The organism is Enterobacter sp. BIGb0383, assembly GCF_003751845.1.
Lineage (GTDB): Bacteria > Pseudomonadota > Gammaproteobacteria > Enterobacterales > Enterobacteriaceae > BIGb0383.
In genome coordinates, this window is record NZ_RJKQ01000001.1 from 983442 (window position 1) to 1005530 (window position 22089).

The following is a 22089-nucleotide window of genomic DNA, read 5'->3' on the forward strand; positions in this document are numbered from 1 at the left end:
TTTACCTCACAACGCGGCGCGCAGCGCTTCGCGAATAAGCGTTTCACTGTTGGCATCCGGACGGGCGATTTTGCTCACCATCCGGCTGGCTTCCTGAGGTTTATAGCCCAGAGCCACCAGCGCGGCAACGGCTTCCTGTTCCGCATCGTCCGCAGGCGAAACGCTGCCCGGTGTGGTGAGAACCAGATCCGCCGCTGGCGTAAACAGATCGCCATGCAGACCTTTAAAGCGATCTTTCATTTCCACCACCAGACGCTCGGCGGTTTTTTTGCCAATACCCGGCAGCTTAATCAGTGCTGCAGGCTCTTCACGCTCAACCGCATTCACAAACTGCTGGGCTGACATGCCGGAGAGGATCGCCAGCGCCAGCTTCGGCCCGACGCCGTTCACCTTAATCAGCTCGCGAAAGAGCGTGCGTTCCTGCTTGTTGTTAAAGCCAAACAGCAGCTGGGCATCTTCACGCACCACAAAGTGGGTGAACACGATGGCCTCTTGTCCCGCCTCGGGGAGCTCATAAAAACAGGTCATCGGCATATGCACTTCATAGCCCACGCCGCCTGCTTCGAGCAGGACCAGCGGAGGTTGTTTTTCGACAATAATGCCTCTGAGTCGGCCTATCACATTATGCTCCTGGTTGAGGGCGGTTTGGTTTCAGTGTCGGTATAATAGAAAAAGGCTGGATAAACATCCAGCCTCTTTTATGATTAACGGAGCCGTCCGCGTGCAAGATTAAGCCGCTGGGGGCTCATCTGCGCCGCGTTCTGGCTCACGTGGCAGTGCGTAATGGCGATAGCCAGCGCATCGGCGGCGTCGGCCTGCGGATTCGCGGGCAGTTTCAGCAGGGTTTTCACCATATGCTGAACCTGGCTTTTCTCCGCGCTGCCGATACCCACGACGGTTTGCTTGACCTGCCGGGCCGCATACTCAAATACCGGCAAGTCGCAGTTAACCGCGGCGACGATAGCCACGCCGCGCGCCTGCCCCAGCTTCAGCGCCGAGTCGGCGTTTTTCGCCATAAAAACCTGCTCGATGGCGAAATAGTCCGGCTGGAACTGGGTAATGATCTCCATGACCCCGGCGTAAATCAGCTTCAGCCGCGAGGGCAGATCGTCCACTTTGGTGCGAATACAGCCGCTACCGAGATAGCTAAGCTGTCTGCCGGTCTGGCGAATCACACCGTAACCGGTGACGCGCGAACCCGGGTCAATACCGAGAATAATCGCCATCACGCGTCTCCGGTCAGTAACGTTTTAGCCAACGTCATCAGAGGGTTGCTGCAACCTCGTCAGAAATTTCACCGTTGTGGTAAACCTCCTGCACGTCGTCACAGTCTTCCAGCATATCGATCAGACGCAGCAGTTTCGGTGCGGTTTCCGCATCCATATCCGCTTTGGTGGACGGGATCATCGACACTTCGGCGTTGTCAGCTTTCAGACCTGCGGCTTCCAGGGCATCGCGCACGGCGCCCATCTCTTCCCAGGCGGTGTAAACGTCAATCGCGCCGTCGTCAAAGGTCACAACGTCTTCAGCACCGGCTTCCAGCGCCGCGTCCATAATCACATCTTCGTCGCCCGCTTCGAAAGAGATCACCCCTTTCTTGCTGAACAGGTACGCCACGGAACCGTCGGTCCCCAGGTTACCGCCGCACTTGTTGAAGGCATGACGCACTTCAGCAACGGTACGGTTACGGTTATCACTGAGGCATTCCACCATAATGGCAGAACCGGCCGGGCCGTAACCTTCATAAATGATGGTTTCCATGTTCGCGTCTTCGTCACCGCCCACGCCGCGCGCAATCGCACGGTTGAGGGTGTCACGCGTCATGTTGTTGGACAGGGCTTTATCTATCGCCGCGCGCAGACGCGGGTTAGATGCCGCATCGCCCCCACCCAGACGGGCTGCAGTGACCAGCTCGCGGATGATTTTGGTGAAGATCTTACCGCGCTTGGCATCCTGTGCCGCTTTGCGGTGTTTGGTGTTGGCCCATTTACTATGACCTGCCATAAATATTTCCTCAAAAAGCGCGCCTGCTCAGGCGGCGTTAATTACAAATTCTTCAATCGCCTGCCGGTTGCTCCACGATTTGGTTAACGCCGCGGCTGCGGTCGCATCCAGCCATTGCCAGGCCAGATGTTCGCTGATCAGAATCGGACGTTCGTGGGGCAGCGCAAGACAGAACCAGGATTCCGTATTGCGCTCAATACCCGGCGCATAGCGATGACGCAAATGAGTAAAGATCTCAAACTCTATCGTGCGCTGACAGTCGATTAAGGTCAGTTGCTCGCCGGCAACGTCGATATCGACCTCTTCCTTTACTTCGCGCACGGCAGTCTGCGACGCGCTTTCCCCCTCTTCCAGGCTGCCGGTTACCGACTGCCAGAAATCAGGATCGTCACGTCGCTGCAGCATCAGCACCCGTTTCGTGTCCTGCGCGTAGATCACGACCAGTACCGAGACGGGTTGCTTAAACGCCATATCAGTTGTTCTCAGCCTTTTTCACCACTTCGATACCCAGCTCGCTCAGCGAGGTCGGATTGGCGAAGCTCGGCGCTTCGGTCATCAGACAGGCAGCCGCGGTGGTTTTCGGGAAGGCAATAACGTCACGAATATTGTCGGTGCCGGTCAGCAGCATGGTCAGGCGATCCAGACCAAAGGCCAGGCCCGCGTGCGGCGGCGTACCGTATTTCAGCGCGTCCAGCAGGAAGCCAAACTTCTCGCGCTGTTCCTGCTCGTTAATACCGAGGATACCGAAGACGGTCTGCTGCATTTCGCTGCGGTGAATACGCACCGAACCGCCGCCCACTTCGTAGCCGTTAATAACCATGTCGTAGGCGTTAGCAATGGCCGTTTCCGGCGCGGCTTTCAGCTCGTCGGCGGTCATGTCGCTCGGCGCGGTGAACGGATGGTGCATTGCGCTCAGGCCGCCTTCGCCGTTTTCCTCGAACATCGGGAAGTCGATAACCCACAGCGGCGCCCATTTGGTTTCATCGGTCAGCGCCAGGTCTTTACCCAGCTTCAGACGCAGCGCGCCCAGCGCATCGGCAACCACTTTCTTGCTGCCCGCGCCGAAGAAGACCATATCGCCGTCCTGCGCACCGGAACGCTCAAGGATCGCTTCCACGATTTCAGCATTCAGGAATTTCGCCACCGGACTGGTGATACCTTCAAGACCTTTCGCACGCTCGTTGACTCTAATGTACGCCAGGCCTTTCGCGCCGTAGATCTCGATAAATTTGCCGTACTCGTCAATCTGTTTACGGCTCAGGGTGGCACCACCCGGAACGCGCAGCACGGCAACGCGGCCTTTGGCATCGTTGGCCGGGCCGGAGAAGACGGCAAACTCAACGTCTTTCAGCAGGTCAGCGACGTCCACCAGCTCCATCGGGTTACGCAGATCTGGTTTATCGGAGCCGTAACGACGTTCGGCTTCAGCAAAGGTCATGATCGGGAAGTCGCCCAGATCCACGCCTTTGATCTCCAGCCACAGCTGGCGAACCATCGCTTCCATGATTTCACGCACCTGCGGTGCGGTCATAAAGGAGGTTTCCACGTCGATTTGGGTAAATTCAGGCTGACGGTCAGCGCGCAGGTCTTCGTCACGGAAGCATTTTACGATCTGATAGTAGCGGTCGAAGCCGGACATCATCAGCAGCTGTTTGAACAGCTGTGGGGACTGCGGCAGCGCGTAGAATTTGCCTTTATGAACGCGGCTCGGGACCAGATAGTCACGCGCCCCTTCCGGGGTCGCTTTGGTCAGCATCGGCGTTTCGATGTCGAGGAAGTTATGGTCATCCATAAAGCGGCGCACGAAGCTGGTGATCTTCGCACGGGTTTTCAGGCGCTGGGCCATTTCCGGACGACGCAGGTCAAGGTAGCGGTACTTGAGACGCGCTTCTTCGGTGTTGACGTGATTGGAGTCAAGCGGCAGCGCATCTGAACGGTTAATGATGTTCAGGTCAGATGCCAGCACTTCAATCGCACCGGTCGCCATGTCGGCGTTAACGTTTTTTTCGTCACGGGCACGCACGGTGCCGGTGACCTGAATGCAGAACTCATTGCGCAGTTCGGAAGCCAGTTTCAGCGCATCCGCACGATCCGGGTCGAAGAACACCTGAACGATGCCCTCGCGATCGCGCATATCAATAAAAATAAGGCTGCCGAGATCGCGGCGACGGTTGACCCAACCACACAACGTCACCTGCTGGCCCACGTGGGACTGTCGAAGCTGTCCGCAATATTCTGTACGCATGAGATATCCCTTAACTTAGCCGCAGGCCGATTGTCGCCCGCCTTGCAGGCAATACTGTCGCAGCTTTAGCTGAATGTCACAACTGGATGAAAAAAGGCGGCTATTATACTGAAAATTCGGCCACAGGATAAGAGCGCTGCGGCAAGAAGCGCATTACCTGCACGCTTCTTGCGCATTCTCACAAAAATTAACAAAAAGTGTAAACCCTTCCGGGCGGTTTACCGCGTAAGGTACGGGTTTAGCCGTTCATTTAACAGGAGTCTACATGCTGGAGTTAAACGCAGCCAAAACCGCGCTGGTGGTGATCGATCTACAGGAAGGTATTCTGCCATTCGCCGGTGGGCCTTATAGCGCGGATGCCGTGGTCAGCCAGGCCGCACGCCTGGCGGAAAAGTGTCGCGAAGCCGGTTCGCCGGTATTTCTGGTACGCGTTGGCTGGTCGGCTGATTTTGCCGAAGCCCTGAAACAGCCGGTTGATGCGGCAATGGGCGGACATTCTCTGCCGGACAACTGGTGGACCTGGGCGGAGAAGCTCGGCAAAAAAGAGAGCGATATCGAGATCACCAAACGTCAGTGGGGCGCGTTCTACGGCACCGATCTGGAGCTGCAGCTGCGTCGCCGTGGCATCGAGACCATTCTGCTTTGCGGGATTTCGACCAATATCGGCGTCGAATCCACCGGTCGTAACGCCTGGGAACTGGGCTTTAATCTGATTGTGGCCGAAGACGCCTGCAGCGCCGCCGACGCGGAGCAACATCAGGGCAGCATGACCCATATCTTCCCGCGTATTGGCCGGGTTCGCACCACCGACGAGATCCTCGCCGCGCTATGATCTACGTGGGCTTACCCCAATGGTCGCACCCGAAATGGGTGCGCCTTGGCATCACCGGTCTGGAAGAGTATGCCCGCCACTTTAACTGCGTGGAGGGCAATACGACGCTCTACGCGCTGCCGAAACCTGAGGTGGTCGACCGCTGGCGTCAGCAAACCGGAGATGATTTCCGTTTCTGCTTTAAATTCCCGGCGACCATTTCCCATCAGGCGGCCCTGCGCAACTGTGGCGATCTGACGGCGGAATTTTTTGACCGTCTGTCGCCTCTGGATGACCGGATAGGCCAGTACTGGCTTCAGCTTCCAGCCCGCTTCGGTCCGCGTGACCTTCCCACCCTGTGGCAGTTCCTCGACGCGCTGCCGAAAGCCTTTACCTACGGGGTTGAAGTTCGCCATCCCGCCTTCTTTGCCAAAGGTGAAGAGGAAAAGCAGCTCAATCAGGGGCTACACGCCCGGGGCGTCAACCGCACCATCCTCGACAGTCGGCCCGTGCACGGCGCGGTGCCGCACAGTGAGGCGATCATGGAAGCCCAGCGGAAAAAGCCAAAGCTGCCGGTTCATGCGGTGGTTACCGCCAGCGCTCCGATGGTGCGCTTTATCGGCAGCGATAATATGCAGCAGAACCTTGAGCTGTTTAACGTCTGGCTAAATACCCTGCCACGCTGGGAGCAACACGCCACGCCCTGGCTGTTTTTACACACCCCGGATATCGCCCAGGCCCCGGAGCTGGTCGCCAGCCTGTGGCCTGCGCTGCAACAGGCGCTCCCGTCAGTTGGAAACTTACCCGCAATCCCACAACAGTCTTCTCTTTTCTGATCGAGGCGAGCTATCATAGTAGTTGCCGTCGGGCAGTCCATCAGGGATCAGGGAGTTAGTATGGTTAGCGCGCTATACGCTGTTTTGGGTGCGTTGTTATTACTCAAGTTTTCTTTTGACGTTGTACGTATGCGGATGCAGTACCGGGTTGCCTATGGCGATGGCGGTTTCAGCGAACTCCAGAACGTGATTCGCATTCACGGCAATGCGGTGGAATATATTCCCATCGGCTTAATCCTGCTGCTGTTTATGGAGATGAACGGCGCGGAAACCTGGATGGTACACGTTTGTGGGATCCTGCTGATTGCCGGGCGTCTGATGCACTACTATGGCCTTCACCACCGTCTTTTCCGCTGGCGTCGCAGCGGGATGAGCGCGACCTGGTGTTCGCTGGTGCTGATGGCAGTGGCTAATCTGTGGTATATGCCCTGGGAGTTGGTTTTCTCCGTGCGTTAGCGCACAATACGCCACTTTATTTTTCCCGGATTTTTTTGTTATGTCAGACCGCGACACGCTTTTTGCTGCGCCTATTGCCAGCCTGGGCGACTGGACCTTTGATGAACGGGTAGCCGAAGTCTTCCCGGATATGATCCAGCGCTCGGTGCCGGGCTACTCCAATATTATCTCAATGATCGGCATGCTGGCCGGGCGCTTTGTGCAGCCCGGAACGCGCGTCTACGATCTCGGCTGCTCTCTGGGCGCGGCCACCCTCTCCGTGCGCCGCAATATCGCCCACGAAGGCTGCAATATCATCGCGGTCGATAACTCTCCGGCGATGGTCGAACGCTGCCGTCGCCATATTGACGCTTACAAAGCGCCCACGCCGGTTGAGGTTGTGGAAGGCGATATTCGCGATATCAATATTGAAAATGCCTCTATGGTGGTGCTCAATTTTACCCTGCAGTTCCTGGAGCCGGTCGAGCGCCAGCTGCTGCTGGATAAAATTTATCAGGGACTGAATCCTGGCGGTGCGCTGGTACTGTCAGAAAAGTTCAGCTTTGAAGATGCCCAGGTCGGTGAGCTGCTGTTCAATATGCATCATGATTTTAAACGCGCTAACGGCTACAGCGAGCTGGAGATCAGCCAGAAGCGCAGTATGCTGGAAAACGTGATGCGTACCGATTCCGTCGAGACCCATAAAGCCCGTCTGCGTCAGGCCGGGTTTGCCCATAGCGAACTCTGGTTCCAGTGCTTTAACTTTGGTTCCCTGATCGCGCTGAAAGAAGGAGCCGCAGAATGATTGAGTTCGCCAGCTTCTATCAGCTGATCGCCAAAAGCCCGCTGGCCCACTGGCTGGAAACCCTGCCGGCACAGCTCGGCACCTGGCAGCGTGAAAATCAGCACGGTAAGTTTAAGCAGTGGTCCAACGCCGTTGAATTTATGCCGGAGATGACCCCGCATCATCTGGATCTGCTTAACGGGGTGATTGCGCAAAGCGAAACCCCGCTGGGCGACGGTCAGATCCGCCGTATCGAGACGCTGCTCCGCAATCTGATGCCGTGGCGTAAAGGGCCCTTCTCCCTTTACGACGTAAATATCGACACGGAATGGCGCTCTGACTGGAAGTGGGATCGCGTGCTGCCGCACCTGTCGGATCTACGCGGGCGTACTATCCTCGATGTGGGCTGCGGTAGCGGCTACCACATGTGGCGAATGATTGGCGCTGGCGCTGCGCTTACGGTGGGTATCGACCCGATGCAGCTGTTCCTCTGCCAGTTTGAAGCCGTGCGGAAGCTGCTGGGCAACGATCAGCGTGCACATCTTCTGCCTCTGGGTATCGAGCAGCTTCCGGCGCTGCAGGCCTTTGATACCGTCTTCTCGATGGGCGTGCTCTACCACCGCCGTTCCCCGCTTGAACATCTCTGGCAGTTAAAAGATCAGCTGGTCAGCGAAGGCGAACTGGTGCTGGAAACTCTGGTGGTGGAAGGCGACGAAAACACCGTTCTGGTCCCGGGCGAGCGTTATGCGCAGATGCGCAACGTCTACTTTATCCCGTCTGCCCCGGCGCTTAAAAACTGGCTGGAAAAATGCGGCTTTGTTGACGTGCGCATTGTGGACGTGTCCGTCACCTCCACCGACGAGCAGCGCGGCACCGACTGGATGATCACCGAATCCCTGCCCGACTTCCTCGACCCGAACGACCACAGCAAAACCCTCGAAGGCTATCCGGCCCCGATGCGCGCGGTGCTTATTGCTAAAAAACCGTAACCCGCGCTCAGTGCAGTTTATCCTAAATATTTCGAGTTACGGCAAGGCGGCAACGAGTGAGAGACCGGGAGCTTACACCAGTAAGTGACCGGTTCGAGCGAGGCGGCCAACGCAGTTGTAGCTCGAAAGATGACGGAGAAACTAAAAAAAGGCCCCTGTTTAATTGGCAGGGGCCTGGTACAAGAACATCATATTGGGCGATATGATGCGCGGTAAAAATCGGTTCTAACGCTGTTGATGACGGGCAATCATCGACTTCATCACCGCTACGGCTTCACCATCCACACCGTAACGGGCGTATTCATCTGCGTCCGCATCGGCCGACATTGACAGACCCGTATTGCGATAACGCATTGGCGACGGCGTCCATTTTCCGGCGGAGCTGTGCACTTCTCTCACCCCGGCATCAAGAAACTGCTGCAGGTTTGCGGCGCGCACGCCTGCACCGGCCATTATGATTGGGACACCGGAACGGGCTGTGAGTTCCGTAATTAATTTCAGTCCTTTTTCTGCACTGGCCTGCTGGCCGGAGGTTAATATCCTCGCCACGCCCAGTTCAGCAAGGTTATCAAAGGCCTGCTGCGGATCGGCGCACATATCAAATGCGCGATGAAAAGTGACCGCCATTCCCCCGGCCGCAGTCATAATCTGCCGCATCCTCGGCATATCGACTTCGCCATCCTGATTCAGCACGCCGGTGACCAGACCGGGAAACCCCAGCGCCCTGACGTGACGAATATCTTCCAGAATGGCGGTAAATTCGCTGTGGCTGTAAAAAAAATCGCCGCCGCGAGGCCGTATAATCGGGTGTACCGGGATAGTGACCGTTTCTCGCGTCGCCTGCAGTACCCCGGTGGAGGGCGTCAGCCCGCCCTCTTTGGGCGCGGCGCAGAGTTCAATCCTGTCCGCACCATTCTGCTGTGCAGTCAGCGCGCTCTCGGTGCTATAACAGCAAATTTCCAGCAGCGTCATCGCGTTTCTCCTTAACGTTCGCTGGCGACGATAGCCTCAATCGACCAGGGGTGGAATTTCAGGGTAACCTTGCCGTCGGTAACCGCCAGCGTCGGGTTCGGCAGACGCTCGCGTTCGCCGCGTGGGGAGCTGGTTTTCACCGCAATCCCCGGCTGGCTCAGTCCTTCATCGCTGAGCAGCGCCAGCGCACGCGCATTCAGGGTTTCCGGCTCGCCAGGCAGCACGATCTCAATATGCTCCCAGCCTTCATGAGGATAGCGCTTTTCTCCCGGCCAGGGCAGTTCGACCACGCTAAACCGCCAGTGGGCGACGCACACCGGCTGATGCAATTTAAACAGGCAGATAGGACGACCGTTGATCGTATTTTCCGACAGCAGTTCGCCGCACTGCTCCAGACCCTGACGCCAGCGCTCGGCGGTGGCGTTTTGATGACAGCGCAGGGAGATATGGTCGGCGTCAAGAGGCGCAATATCCAGCCCCAGTCTTTCGACCAGGGCGTGCAACGCCTCACTGAAACGGGGAAGATCCGCCGCAATATCCTGAAGTGAGTCAATGTTCTGCCAGTCGGTCATGATTCGGTCTCTGCTCGTCAATGAAGGGGCTAATCTACCCTGGTGCGTCCGGGCAACCAACCGCTGAGCGCACGACGGGTTATTTTCTCTCCAGTGGAACAGCGCAACCCGGCACAGAGCGGCCCCGGTGCTGACGCCATCGGGCAAATGCAGTATACTCCCGCCTTAATTTATCCACACCCTGGCGCCGCACCAGCCTTTATCTTGCTGCTGCGCCATTAAAGTAAGGTATTCCGGTGAACATTCAGGCTCTTCTCTCAGCAAAAGTCAGTCAGGCCATGATTGCGGCGGGTGCACCCGCCGATTGCGAACCTCAGGTTCGTCAGTCCGCGAAAGTACAGTTTGGCGATTATCAGGCCAACGGCATGATGGCGGTGGCGAAACAACTGCGCATGGCCCCGCGACAGCTTGCAGAGCAGGTCCTGACCCATCTTGACCTCAGCGGCATTGCCAGCAAGATTGAGATCGCCGGTCCGGGTTTTATTAATATCTTCCTTGAGCCAGCCTTCCTGGCGGAACACGTCACCGCAGCGCTTAAATCAGAGCGTCTTGGCATTACACTGCCCGCACAGCAGACCATTGTGGTCGACTACTCCGCCCCTAACGTGGCCAAAGAGATGCACGTAGGTCACCTGCGCTCGACCATTATCGGCGACGCAGCGGTACGCACCCAGGAGCTCCTTGGCCACAAGTTGATCCGCGCTAACCACGTCGGCGACTGGGGCACCCAGTTCGGAATGCTGATCGCGTACCTGGAGAAACAGCAGCAGAACAACGCCGGTGAAATGGCCCTCGCTGACCTGGAAGTGTTCTACCGCGAAGCCAAAAAACACTACGACGAAGACGAAGCCTTTGCCGAACGCGCGCGTGGTTACGTCGTGAAATTGCAGGGCGGAGACGAATACTGCCGCGAGATGTGGCGCAAGCTGGTCGATATCACCATGGCCCAGAACCAGGCGACCTATGAGCGCCTGAACGTCACCCTGACCCGCAAAGACGTCATGGGTGAAAGCCTCTATAACCCGATGCTGCCGGGCATCGTTGCCGATCTGAAAGCCAAAGGTCTGGCGGTAGAGAGCGAAGGCGCGACCGTGGTCTTCCTTGACGAATTCAAAAACAAAGAAGGCGAGCCGATGGGCGTCATCATCCAGAAAAAGGATGGCGGCTATCTGTACACCACGACCGATATTGCCTGTGCGAAATACCGTCATGAGACGCTGCATGCGGACCGTGTGCTCTACTATATCGACTCCCGTCAGCACCAGCACCTGATGCAGGCCTGGACCATCGTGCGTAAAGCGGGCTATATCCCGGAAGCCATGAAGCTGGAACACCATATGTTCGGCATGATGCTGGGTAAAGACGGTAAGCCGTTCAAAACCCGCGCCGGTGGCACCGTGAAGCTCTCCGATCTGCTGGACGAAGCGCTGGAACGCGCCCGCGTGCTGGTGGCGGAGAAGAACCCGGATATGCCCGCCGACGAGCTGCAGAAGCTGGCGAACGCCGTGGGCATTGGCGCGGTGAAATATGCCGATCTGTCGAAAAGCCGCACCACGGACTACGTCTTCGACTGGGACAATATGCTGGCCTTCGAGGGCAATACCGCGCCTTATATGCAGTATGCCTATACCCGCGTGCTGTCCGTCTTCCGTAAAGCCGACATTGACGAGAGCACCCTGATCAATGCCAATGTGATCCTTACCGAAGATCGTGAAGCGCAGCTGGCCGCCCGTCTGCTGCAGTTCGAAGAGACCCTGACCGTAGTGGCTCGCGACGGTACGCCGCATGTAATGTGTGCTTATCTGTACGAACTGGCCGGTCTGTTCTCCGGCTTCTACGAGCACTGCCCTATCCTCAGCGCCGAAAGCGAAGAGGTGCGCAACAGCCGCCTGAAACTGGCGCTGCTGACGGCGAAAACACTGAAGATGGGTCTGGATACCCTGGGTATCGAAACCGTCGAGCGGATGTAATAACAAGGCCCCGGTGACTCACCGGGGCCTTGTCAGAAACGAGGGCGGGATTATCCCGCCCTTTTTTTATCAGAAATATTTCCGCAGATACTCTGTCAGACACAGCATTGCCATCGCCTGACCGTAGGGCATGGAGGTGCGCGGGATCTGACGGTAAAACTCCAGATCGCTGCCCATCCCGGTACCGAACGATACCTGCAGCAGTTCGCCCTCCGGCGAAATATTCTGCACGACCGCTTTAATCGCCTTTTCCGCCACCGGCACATACTGCGGGTCGACATAGCGCATCCGTAACGCCTTGAGGATCCCGTAGGCAAAGCCCGCGGTGGCCGAGGCTTCCAGGTAGGAGTTCGGATCGTCCAGCAGCGTATGCCAGAGTCCGCTCTCATCCTGACACGTCGCCAGCGCGGCGATCTGCGCGTTCAGCACCTGTACCAGATAGCGACGCACGGCGCTGTTTTCCGGCAGATCGACCAGCTCAAGGAAGTCCGGGATAACGATGGTCAGCCAACTGTTGCCACGCGCCCAGCGGGCGTGGGCAAAGTTATGCTTGCCGTCGTAGTTCCAGCCGTGGAACCACAGCCCGGTTTCCCTGTCCATCAGGTTCTGCACGTGCAGCAGGAACTGATAGGTCGCCTCTTCCACATAGTCCGGACGGTTAAGCAGTTTGCCGATTTTGGCCAGCGGCAGCACGGTCATCATCAGGGTATCGTCCCACATCTGCTGGTGGTTCTCTTCCGCCAGGGTGATGTGCTGCATACCGCCATGCTCGGTGCGCGGCATCTCATGCATCGCCCACTCCGCCCAGGTTTCCAGCCACGGCAGGTATGCCGGGTTACCGGTCTCTTCGTAACGGTACGCCAGGGTCAGGAACGGCGCCATGGTATTGACGTTTTTGGTGGTGGCCCCTTCCGCAAAGCGGTCGGTGAACCAGCCATCAATAGTGTCGCGCATGGTGTTATCCCCGGTCTGGCGATAATACTGATACATGCCGTACAGCCCGATACCGTGGGTCCATTCCCAGCCGGCCCAGCCTTTGGTGTCGATGACCCGCCCGTCGTCCAGTCGCAGTAGAAACTCACCGCTGTTATCGTGGATATTGACCAGGTTATGAGTCACTTTCTGGATCAATGTCTTTAGCTCGTCGCGCGCAATAAAGCGCTCGGGCTGACGAAGTAACGGGCTGTGTTTGACAGGCCAAACCTTCATAATATTAACCTCTGTTATATGTCGAACTCAGTGAAACGGAATCTTTCAGCGGCGGAGCAGCCGGTTTGTTACGGTTGAGATAGCCGATATTGTTGTTGCCCCACAGGGATTCGTAAGGCATCCCCGCCAGCATCTCTACCGTGGCGCGGGCTTCAGGCGTAATGCTCTCTGGCATCGCATGACCCGATTCGCGCATTTTCGCCGTCTCTTCGCGCAGGACGCTGTGCGTCTGCAGATTGAGCTTAAAGCGCAGGGAGACGAGGAAACCGCAGCACAGCACCACCACGGTGCCGAAGCACAGAATCATCATAATGGTGTGGCTGACTTCCGGCGGCTGGGTTTTCGCCCCGGAGACAAAGCCGGACATCTGCATCACGATCCCCACCAGCATCACCGCACCAGCCTGAGAAGCCTTGCGGGTCAGTGTCATGATCCCGGCGAAGATCCCTTCGCGGCGCTGGCCGGTCACGACTTCATCCACATCGGCGATATAGGTGTAGGTATTCCACGGCACGTAGTTGATCCCACCGCGTCCCAGACCTGCAATCGCAGAAATCAGCAGCAGCAGCGCATAAATGTCGCTCATTCCGGCGTAGTACAGTGCCCCGTAGGAGAGCGCGCTGAGACCAAACAGTACCACCACCATCCGGTAGGACGGAGCCGGTCCGAAGCGGATACAGAGCGGGATCATGGCGATAACCGCAATAAACTGGAAGATAGCCATCGTGCCCAGCAGGTTAGAGGCCATGGAGGCTTCCTGCATCAGCACAAACACCACGTAGTAGGTAAAGACGGCGTTGAACACGTCCTGGGCGATATAGCCCCCGAGGTACATCCCCAGATGCTGACGGAAGATTTTAATCCGTAGCGTGGAGGTCAGCTCAACGTTAAGGCGCTTGAGGCTCTGTGTCAGCGTCAGACTCTTTTTCTCCTCTTCCGCACGCAGGGCCGCTTCGGTCCATTCAGAACGCGGACGTTCCCAGGTGAAGACCCAGACCAGGGTCAGCATAATGGCACACAGCACCGAGAACACGAGGCTGGCGTAGAAGAAGGAGATGGCGTTTTCTTTACCGAAGTGGGTCAGCAGGACGCCCGGCAGGAAGGAAGCCAGAATCGCCGACATCTGCGCCATAGAGATACGCGCGCCGGAGAATTTGGTTTTCTGCTTAAAGTCATCGGTCATTTCCGGCACCAGCGTTTCATACGGCACCAGAATCATGGTGTAGACGATATCAAACACCAGATACGTCAGCAGGTAATACCAGAAGCCCATATCTCCGACCCACATCAGCGAGTAGCTGAATACGCAGGGAATACCGAGCAGAATAAAGAATTTTCGGCGGCCAAAACGCTTGCCAAGCCAGGTGGTACCGAAGTTATCCGTCAGGAAGCCCATTAATGGACTGACGACGGCATCGAGAACCCTTGCCGCAGCAAAGATAAAGGTCGCTTCTATCGGCGACAGGCCGCAGAAGGTGGTGTAGAAGTACAGAAGCCATGCAGCCGTGAGCGCGGTGGTACCGGCTCCCAGAAAATCCCCCGACCCGTAGGCAAGGTAGTTAGCCAATCCTATTTTACGTGTTTTCATCGCCGTAAACCCTGTTTCTTTTTAGGAGACCCCCGGCAATCTGGCGTCGCCAGAGGGAGTACTTACACGGCTACAGTAAAAGTATGCGGGAAGGGATACCTTTTCGTTTCTGCCATCGGATTAGCCTTGATGGCAAAAACGCAAAGAGTTGTGGCACGCGCGTCACTGATTTATAAAACAGCGTTTCTTGTGTATCAAAAGAGGGGTGCGATTTTGCGAGCCAGCCTTCAAAAAAACTGAAGACTGGTGAAAAGAGAGGCAGTTATAGCTTATTTATAGTTCACAATAACCCGGTTACTGAGCACCTGTAGCGGAGGATAGAGCCGTCCGCTGCCGGGCACGTCCCAGACGAAACGCATCGGCTCGATGGCCGGAATGCCGGAAAAGGCGCGGGTTGAACCGCTTTCGGCATCCAGCTCAACGCACTGGCTTTGCGAACAGAGGCGCACCAGCAGATTGGCCGGCGTCGGGCCAACCAGTTTATAGTCCCACTGCACCACCGTGACCAGACCGTTAACCGGCTGCGGCGGTGACAGGGGTGACGATGACGCAGCCACGCCCCGGTTTTGCATAATCACGCCGACGCTGCTCGCCATCCAGGCACCCTCACCTGCCGCATTCACCAGCAGCGGCATCAGCACGATGATTCCCGCAAGCCAGCGACGCATTATTTGCCTCCAATCGTGGCGGTCATACGGATATTACGGTTATCCGAGAGCTCCATATTCGAGAGCACCACCAGCTGCGACAGGCTGCGACGCAGGAAGCGTGAAAGCAGCGGACGCAGGGCATGATTGACCAGCAGCACCGGCGGTGCGCCAAGCATTTCCTGGCGCGACAGGGCTTCCTGCGTCTGCTCCAGAAGACGATCCGCCAGACCCGGCTCAAGGCCACCACCGCCCTGCAGGGCCTGCAGCAGCAGACGTTCCAGCGGTGTATCCAGCCCGATAACCTGCACCTCTTCGTTACCCGGGAACCACTGCTGGGTAATCGCCCGACCCAGCGCGACGCGCACGACGGCGGTCAGCTCGTTTGGATCCGGCTGAATCGGCGCATGTTCCGCCAGGGTTTCGATGATGGTCCGCATATCACGGATAGCCACTTTCTCATCCAGCAGGTTTTGCAACACCTTATGCAGGGTCGTCAGCGTCAGGACGCCGGGGACCAGATCGTCGGTGAGCTTCGGCATTTCCTGGCTTACGCGATCCAGCAGCTGCTGCGCTTCCTGACGACCAAACAGGTCCGGAGAGAATTTGCTGATCAGATGGTTAAGGTGCGTCGCCACAACGGTACTGGCCTCAACCACGGTAAAGCCCTGGATTTGCGCCTGCTCTTTGAGGGCGCTTTCAATCCACACTGCGGCCAGGCCAAAGGCCGGATCAATCGTCGGCTCACCGGGCAGCGAACCTGCGGCGGTGCCGGGGTTAATCGCCAGCCAGCGGCCCGGATAGGCCTCACCGCTGCCGATTTCGACCCCTTTCATCAGAATACGGTAGCGCGCAGGCGGCAGATCCATATTGTCGCGGATATGCACCACCGGCGGCAGGAAGCCGACATCCTGAGCGAATTTCTTACGAATACTGCGAATACGGCCCAGGAGTTCACCGTCCTGCTGGAAATCCACCATCGGGATCAGGCGGTAACCCACTTCCATTCCCAGGGTGTCTTCCAGCTGCACATCGTTCCAGCTGGCTTCAACCGCCTGGCCGTTTTCCGGCATTTTAAGCTGAACGGTTTCCTGGGGCTCGGCCTGTTCGCGACCGCGCAGCCACCAGGCCAGGCCTAACAGCATGGCGGTAAACAGCAGGAAGACGAAGTTAGGCATTCCCGGTACCAGACCCAGCAGGCCCAGTACGCCGGCGCTGAGCAGCATAACGTTCGGGTTGCTGAACAGCTGGGTCACCATCTGCTGGCCCACGTCCTGATCGGTCGCCACGCGGGTCACGATAACACCGGCCGCGGTGGAGATAACCAGCGCCGGGATCTGTGCGACCAGGCCGTCACCGATAGTTAACAGGGTGTAAGCTTCAGCAGCTTTCCCCATATCCATATCGTGCTGCAGAACACCGACCAGCAGACCGCCGACGATGTTAATCACCATGATAAGGATACCGGCGATGGCATCGCCGCGAACGAACTTACTCGCACCGTCCATGGAACCGTAGAAGTCGGCTTCCTGGGTGACATCAGAGCGGCGTTTTTTCGCTTCTTCTTCACCAATCAATCCGGCGTTCAGGTCGGCGTCAATCGCCATCTGTTTACCCGGCATCCCGTCAAGGACGAAACGGGCGCCCACTTCGGCGATACGCCCGGCACCCTTGGTGATAACCATAAAGTTGATGATAACGAGGATAATAAACACCACGATACCGATGGCGAAGTTGCCGCCGACCAGGAAGTGACCGAAGGCTTCAACCACCTTACCTGCTGCCGCACCGCCCGTATGCCCATCCATCAGGATAATACGGGTGGAGGCAACGTTAAGCGCCAGGCGCAAGAGCGTGGTAAACAGCAGAATGGTCGGGAACGCGGCGAAATCCAGGGTACGCTGAGTGAACATCGCCACCAGCAGCACCATGATGGAGAGCGCGATGTTAAAGGTAAAAAGCAGGTCGAGAACAAACGCCGGCAGCGGCAGCACCATCATCGACAGAATAAGTAAAATCAGCACCGGCCCGGCAAGGATCTGCCATTGGGTCGATTTCAGATTGGTGGGCAGTCGCAGCATTGCTACCAGATTAGCCATCGGTGTCCTTCTCATTCATAAAATCCAGCGCCTCTGGCACCGGAAGATTGTCAGGTTTTTTCGGTTGCTGTCCGCCAGCAAGACGCCAGCGTTTAAGCTGCCATACCCAGGCCAGCACCTCGGCCACCGCTGCGTACAGCTGGCCGGGGATCTGCTGACCAATTTCAGCATGACGGTAAAGCGCACGCGCCAGCGGCGGTGCTTCAAGAATCGGTACCCGATTTTCGGTCCCGACTTCACGAATACGCAGGGCGATAAGACCGGCCCCTTTTGCCACCACCCGTGGCGCACTCATTTTGTTTTCGTCGTATTTCAGCGCGACCGAGTAGTGCGTCGGGTTGGTAACGATAACGTCCGCGGTCGGCACATCCGTCATCATCCGTCGGCGTGCCGCTGCGCGCTGCATCTGGCGAATACGCTGCTTAACATGCGGATCGCCTTCATTATTTTTGTACTCGTCGCGGATATCCTGCCGAGACATGCGTAATTTTTTGATATGGCTGTGGATCTGCCAGAATACGTCGAAACCGACCATCGGGATTATTCCCAGGGTCACCAGCAGCGCGCAGAGCCCGACAATGTCGAGGGCGTTACCCATTGCCGTAAAGGGCGATTCGCTGATAAGGCGCATCATATCCGGCCAGTGATGCCACAGATAAAAACCGGCGACGCTGCCAAGCAGGACCGTTTTAAGGATCGCCTTCAGCAATTCCGCGGCGGTTTGCGCCGAGAACATGCGCTTAATCCCCGGCAGCGGATTCAGTTTATCCAGCTTTAAGGCCAGGGATTTCGTGCTGAAAATCAGTCCGCCCAGCATCACCGGAGCGACCAGGGCGACAATCATCACGCCGGTTATCAGCGGCAGCAGCGCAAACAGCGCCTCTTTAATCAGCAGAATAATCTGCCCGAGGATAACTTTCGGATCGTTAACGATGCTGTGGTCAAAACGCAGCCCGCCCGACAACAGCGCCGCCAGCCGATTCGCCAGCGATGCCCCCCCGAGCCAGATCACGCTCACGCCGACCAGCAGCGACAGCAACGACGTCAGCTCTTTCGATCGGGGGATCTGCCCGTCTTCCCTCGCCTTATCTAGTTTGTGGGGTGTGGGGGCTTCTGTTTTATCGTCGTTGTCTTCTGCCACAGCGAGCAATCCGCGTCTAAATATCTACGCGTATCATGCCAGCCAGGGCGTTGGCTAATGAAAGGATTACAGTGAGATTTGTACGCTTATTTTGCTTTTAACTAATTTGACATTGGGTTACATCAATCTGCGACGCGTCTCGAGCATTCATATCTTTACCCACGGTTCAGATAGAAACCCTCCTGAACGCTATGCCAGGTCTGTTCGTTAAGTGACAGGAAACCTGCAAATGATGCAGCTTTCACTTTTCAGGAAAAGGGAGACCAGTTTTCCAGATAAAGAAACTTACCGTGTCGACGAATTTTGAATCGGCTTCTGCATAGGTGGCGGCATTGTGTCCTCCCTGACGGTAAGCCAACACCAGCACATTTCGCGGCGAGTTTATCGCCTGTAACCGGGCGGCAAATTTAGCTGTTTGCCAGGGGGGGACGCGCGGGTCCTGCAGGCCTACCGTTAACAAGACGGGAGGATAACGTTTCCCAGGCTCCAGATGCTGATAAGCATCTATTTTCAATAAATTCTGCCTGCCTGACAGTGTCAACGGTGAGCCGAGCTCTTCATAGTTCATCACCCCTATTGGAATTTTATCCAGTCGACTGGTGTTAAGCATTCCGACGTCTATCGCTACAGCAGAAAATAGTTCCGGGCGACGGGTCAGAGCCATACCCATGATAATTCCACCGGCGCTCTCACCGCTGATCACAAGTTTTGACGGAGATGTATAGTGATTATCGATAAGATATTCAGCACATTGAATAAAATCTGTTATGGAATTTTCTTTCTTATTCGCTCTTCCTCCTTCGTGCCATGCTGGCCCCAGCTCACCGCCTCCGCGTACATGCGCAATAGCAAGAGTGCCGCCCTGTTCAAGCCAGAGCAGACGGGACAGATCGAATACAGGAAACGTACTCACGCCATAAGCACCATAAGCCGTCAACCAGGTGGGTGTCGTACCATTGCGCTTAATCCCTTTACGGTAAATCAAGGTAAGCGGGATACGAACATTTTCTGTTGTGGTTACCCATTTTTCATCCGCCACATAGTCTGCCAGCGGCTGGTTTATCGGCGGTATTAATCCTGTATTTTGGATAACATTATCCACAGGCTGATAATGATAAATAACGGGGGACTTAAGCCACCCCTGGCGGGTGAAGAGAATTTTCTGACTATCGATGCTGGCGAATATAGCACTCACCTCTTCATCTGAGGGGACAGGTATTGCCTGGCGTTTATTTATGTCAGATAACGGGATACGCATGAATTTGCTGTTGCCGGTGTCATGATAGACCACATAGAGTGAATCACGGCTGATACTTAACTGTGTTAGCTCTCCATTCGACCAACTCATCACTGTCTCCCGGGGATATGTTGGTACAGTCAGATCGACTCGGGAGATATTATAACCTGATGAAGAATTATAACTTGCCAGATAAATCCATCTATCGGAATAGACAAAGGCAGAGACATTTTCCTCGGCGCCAACGAGTTTCGTCCATTTGAGCCTGCTATTATCATCAACGTGTTTTTTAGCGGAGAAAATATACCCACCATAACCGCTAATTGATTTTGAAAAGTAAACAATAAGGTATTCAGAATCAGGAGATGAGTACAGATTAACGTTTTCACATGATTTTTGCGCGAGTTCTGGAATAGCACGCCAGTCAAAAGTCATAACATCTCTGTAGCGCCCTAAATGATGAAGGTAGACCATGCCACAGGTTTGTCGGCCTGAGGCCGGAGTGGTGGCGTTGAGACTGTAATAAAATGACTGATTATCAGCGGCCCAGACAACATTAGGGTAGCGAACGGCGGGGATGCGATCGTCTAATACGACGTTATCAGCAACCCTGACAACCCTGATTTCAGTGCTTTCCATCCCATTTTTCGAGAGTCCAAACGCCACGAAGCGACCATCATGGGATGGGATAAAAAAATTAATCCCATAGCCAACAGGAGGATCGATTATCACCCGTTCAGGCTTTCTCTTTTGTTTCACAAACAATCGCAGATAGGGATATTCGGTGGTTGAGCGCAGATAAAAACGATTCTCTCCTGCATCATAAATATCAGAAATAGTAGGGGCCGTATTCGCTAACTCGCTCAACCTTTCTGCCAGCACATTTCTCCAGGGAAGAGCATGAAGTATGTTCGTCGCCTGACCTGAGCGTTTGCTTAACCAGCGTGCGGTCTCATGGGGGTTGGTTTCCATCCAGCGATAAGGGTCCATGTTGTCTCCATAACTCTTTTCGTTAGCATGCGCAAAAAAGAGACAGCCAGACAAAGCGAGGGTACCCATAAATACCAGCTTACTGACGCATTTTATTATCCGTATCAGGCGATCATCAAAAGTCAGCTCCTGTGACAACATATCAACTCCCTGAATTATCAATGGGCAATCGCTATGGCAACCATTTCACAGGAGAGTGATTTTTACTCAGACGCAGTTCAAAAAAGTCAGATGTCGCATTTTACAGTTTCGCGCCCAACCGACCGACTGGTGACAAAACTACAAATACTCAACGATGGCTATGGATTTAAGCTTACGTACGCAATCTTAGCGTCTTTAATCAAAGCCAGGCTCTATTCGGATTTACAAAAATGGGATGGAGTGGCCGATCTGGAAGTTAATGCCCACCTCCATCATCAGCAGATAGATTTCAAATCTCGATGCTTTGTTACAGATAGTTAAAAATGCGCTATTTCAAATGAAATAGCGCATTTCGGTCTGGCATCAGAAGCCGAGGCTGTCCAGCAGGTCGTCGACCTGGTCCTGGCTTGCCACTACGCCGGCTTTGCTGGTATCCATCTGCGGACCATTGAGCAGGCTGTCGCTTTCGCGCTTCGGCCGGTTCGGCTGATCCGGGATGTTCTCCAGCAGTACCATCAGCAGCTGACGCTCGATCTCCTGAACCACATCCATCATGCGCTTGATAACCTGACCGGTAAGGTCCTGGAAATCCTGCGCCATCATGATGTCGAGCAGCTGAGCGTTAGTGAAGCTGGTATGCCCAGGGACTTCACCCAGATACTGACGGGTATCGCTGACCAGCTCACGAGCGTCGGTCAGTTCAATCGGGTTTTCGAACCACTCATCCCAGCGTTTGGTCAGCGCTTTCGCACCGCTTTCCATCTCATCCTGATGCGGCTGAGAGGCTTCAACGCTGTTCAGGGCGCGTTCTGCTGCCTGTGCCGTCATCTGAACCACATAGTCCAGACGATCGCGGGCATCCGGGATCGCTTCTGCCGCTTCGGCAATCGCCTGATCCAGTCCCAGTTCACGCAGGCTGTCGCGCAGCATACGTGTCAGGCTACCGATGCGGGAGATAATCTCCGCAGCGGAGTGTTCTTCTGCAGGTTTCATTGAAGATGTCATTATGGTCAGGTCCTCACATGCCGAGCTTCTCGAAGATTTTGCCCAGTTTTTCTTCCAGAATTGCCGCAGTGAACGGCTTAACGACATAACCGCTGGCACCGGCCTGCGCTGCTGCGATGATGTTCTCTTTTTTGGCTTCTGCAGTAACCATCAGAACCGGCAATGATGACATTGCGCTATCGGCACGGATAGTTTTCAGCAGCTCCAGTCCGTCCATGTTTGGCATGTTCCAGTCAGAGATAACAAAGCCAAAGCCGCCGGCCTGCAGTTTGTTCAACGCGTCTACGCCGTCTTCGGCCTCTTCAACGTTGTTGAAACCCAGCTCTTTCAGCAGGTTGCGCACGATACGACGCATGGTGGAAAAGTCATCCACAACCAGAAACCTGAGCTCTTTATCCGCCATAAAACTACACT

The 22089-nt window shown here is 55.8% G+C and carries 22 protein-coding genes; 7 read left to right on the plus strand and 15 right to left on the minus strand.

The genetic code is table 11. The features are described from left to right. Positions 1-6 precede the first annotated feature (6 nt). The 5 genes from ruvA to aspS all read right to left on the minus strand — a co-directional run bounded on the left by ruvA (position 7) and on the right by aspS (position 4249). A complete protein-coding gene (gene ruvA / locus EDF81_RS04775; protein ID WP_123346728.1) occupies positions 7-621 on the minus strand; it encodes a Holliday junction branch migration protein RuvA in 615 nt (204 codons plus the stop codon). 83 nt (positions 622-704) lie between these two features. Further along, on the minus strand, positions 705-1226 hold the full coding sequence (gene ruvC, locus EDF81_RS04780) for a crossover junction endodeoxyribonuclease RuvC (RefSeq protein ID WP_123346730.1): 522 nt from the start codon (positions 1224-1226) through the stop codon (positions 705-707). Positions 1227-1263: 37 nt separating this feature from the next. Then, positions 1264-2004, minus strand: a complete 741-nt coding sequence (locus EDF81_RS04785) for a YebC/PmpR family DNA-binding transcriptional regulator (protein WP_123346732.1) — start codon at positions 2002-2004, stop codon at positions 1264-1266. 27 nt (positions 2005-2031) lie between these two features. After that, complete coding sequence (gene nudB / locus EDF81_RS04790) at positions 2032-2475, minus strand: dihydroneopterin triphosphate diphosphatase (RefSeq protein WP_123346733.1); 444 nt, start codon at positions 2473-2475, stop codon at positions 2032-2034. Position 2476: 1 nt separating this feature from the next. Beyond that, complete coding sequence (gene aspS / locus EDF81_RS04795; RefSeq protein ID WP_123346735.1) at positions 2477-4249, minus strand: aspartate--tRNA ligase; 1773 nt, start codon at positions 4247-4249, stop codon at positions 2477-2479. Between the two features lie 265 nt (positions 4250-4514). Between aspS and EDF81_RS04800 the strand changes: the two genes are divergently transcribed. From EDF81_RS04800 to cmoB, 5 genes are read left to right on the plus strand one after another with little or no spacing between them, the layout of a single operon-like run. Further along, the gene (locus EDF81_RS04800; RefSeq protein ID WP_123346737.1) at positions 4515-5081 is read left to right on the plus strand and encodes a hydrolase; all 567 of its coding nucleotides are present in this window, start codon (positions 4515-4517) and stop codon (positions 5079-5081) included. Further along, entirely contained in the window at positions 5078-5896 is an 819-nt protein-coding gene (locus EDF81_RS04805; protein ID WP_123346739.1) for a DUF72 domain-containing protein, read from the plus strand. Before EDF81_RS04800 ends, EDF81_RS04805 begins: the two co-directional genes overlap by 4 nt. Before the next feature lie 60 nt (positions 5897-5956). Beyond that, the gene (locus tag EDF81_RS04810) at positions 5957-6352 is read left to right on the plus strand and encodes an MAPEG family protein (RefSeq protein WP_123346741.1); all 396 of its coding nucleotides are present in this window, start codon (positions 5957-5959) and stop codon (positions 6350-6352) included. A 40-nt stretch (positions 6353-6392) separates the two neighbouring features. After that, positions 6393-7136: a carboxy-S-adenosyl-L-methionine synthase CmoA gene (gene cmoA / locus EDF81_RS04815; RefSeq protein ID WP_123346743.1), complete on the plus strand. Its 744-nt coding sequence runs from the start codon at positions 6393-6395 to the stop codon at positions 7134-7136. Further along, a complete protein-coding gene (gene cmoB / locus EDF81_RS04820; RefSeq protein WP_123346745.1) occupies positions 7133-8104 on the plus strand; it encodes a tRNA 5-methoxyuridine(34)/uridine 5-oxyacetic acid(34) synthase CmoB in 972 nt (323 codons plus the stop codon). The genes cmoA and cmoB overlap by 4 nt, the downstream gene beginning before the upstream one ends. A gap of 225 nt (positions 8105-8329) precedes the next feature. Here cmoB and cutC read toward each other — a convergent pair whose 3' ends face one another. Together cutC and EDF81_RS04830 are read right to left on the minus strand one after the other, a co-directional pair. After that, positions 8330-9076 (minus strand): copper homeostasis protein CutC, encoded by a 747-nt coding sequence (cutC, locus tag EDF81_RS04825; RefSeq protein ID WP_123346747.1) that lies wholly within the window; start codon positions 9074-9076, stop codon positions 8330-8332. Positions 9077-9087: 11 nt separating this feature from the next. Beyond that, positions 9088-9648 carry a VOC family protein gene (locus EDF81_RS04830; RefSeq protein WP_123346749.1) on the minus strand — a complete coding sequence of 187 codons (561 nt, stop codon included), beginning with the start codon at positions 9646-9648 and terminating at the stop codon, positions 9088-9090. Between the two features lie 236 nt (positions 9649-9884). Here EDF81_RS04830 and argS point away from each other — a divergent pair, with 236 nt between their 5' ends. Then, on the plus strand, positions 9885-11618 hold the full coding sequence (argS, locus tag EDF81_RS04835) for an arginine--tRNA ligase (protein WP_123346751.1): 1734 nt from the start codon (positions 9885-9887) through the stop codon (positions 11616-11618). Positions 11619-11687: 69 nt separating this feature from the next. Here argS and EDF81_RS04840 read toward each other — a convergent pair whose 3' ends face one another. The 6 genes from EDF81_RS04840 to EDF81_RS04865 all read right to left on the minus strand — a co-directional run bounded on the left by EDF81_RS04840 (position 11688) and on the right by EDF81_RS04865 (position 20670). Beyond that, complete coding sequence (locus EDF81_RS04840) at positions 11688-12827, minus strand: glycoside hydrolase family 105 protein (RefSeq protein WP_123346753.1); 1140 nt, start codon at positions 12825-12827, stop codon at positions 11688-11690. Between the two features lie 4 nt (positions 12828-12831). Next, positions 12832-14415 (minus strand): MFS transporter, encoded by a 1584-nt coding sequence (locus EDF81_RS04845; protein ID WP_123346755.1) that lies wholly within the window; start codon positions 14413-14415, stop codon positions 12832-12834. 269 nt (positions 14416-14684) lie between these two features. Beyond that, entirely contained in the window at positions 14685-15083 is a 399-nt protein-coding gene (locus EDF81_RS04850) for a flagellar protein FlhE (RefSeq protein WP_123346757.1), read from the minus strand. After that, positions 15083-17161, minus strand: coding sequence for a flagellar biosynthesis protein FlhA (flhA, locus tag EDF81_RS04855; RefSeq protein WP_123346759.1), 2079 nt, complete (start codon positions 17159-17161; stop codon positions 15083-15085). The genes EDF81_RS04850 and flhA overlap by 1 nt, the downstream gene beginning before the upstream one ends. Continuing rightward, on the minus strand, positions 17154-18302 hold the full coding sequence (gene flhB / locus EDF81_RS04860) for a flagellar biosynthesis protein FlhB (protein ID WP_123346761.1): 1149 nt from the start codon (positions 18300-18302) through the stop codon (positions 17154-17156). Before flhB ends, flhA begins: the two co-directional genes overlap by 8 nt. A 241-nt stretch (positions 18303-18543) precedes the next feature. Continuing rightward, positions 18544-20670 carry a prolyl oligopeptidase family serine peptidase gene (locus EDF81_RS04865; RefSeq protein WP_123346763.1) on the minus strand — a complete coding sequence of 709 codons (2127 nt, stop codon included), beginning with the start codon at positions 20668-20670 and terminating at the stop codon, positions 18544-18546. Positions 20671-20703: 33 nt separating this feature from the next. Between EDF81_RS04865 and EDF81_RS24040 the strand changes: the two genes are divergently transcribed. Next, complete coding sequence (locus tag EDF81_RS24040) at positions 20704-20991, plus strand: hypothetical protein (RefSeq protein WP_184999490.1); 288 nt, start codon at positions 20704-20706, stop codon at positions 20989-20991. A 42-nt stretch (positions 20992-21033) separates the two neighbouring features. Here EDF81_RS24040 and cheZ read toward each other — a convergent pair whose 3' ends face one another. Together cheZ and cheY are read right to left on the minus strand one after the other, a co-directional pair. Further along, positions 21034-21678: a protein phosphatase CheZ gene (gene cheZ / locus EDF81_RS04870; protein ID WP_123347677.1), complete on the minus strand. Its 645-nt coding sequence runs from the start codon at positions 21676-21678 to the stop codon at positions 21034-21036. A gap of 10 nt (positions 21679-21688) precedes the next feature. Further along, complete coding sequence (cheY, locus tag EDF81_RS04875; protein WP_123346765.1) at positions 21689-22078, minus strand: chemotaxis response regulator CheY; 390 nt, start codon at positions 22076-22078, stop codon at positions 21689-21691. Positions 22079-22089 lie beyond the last annotated feature (11 nt).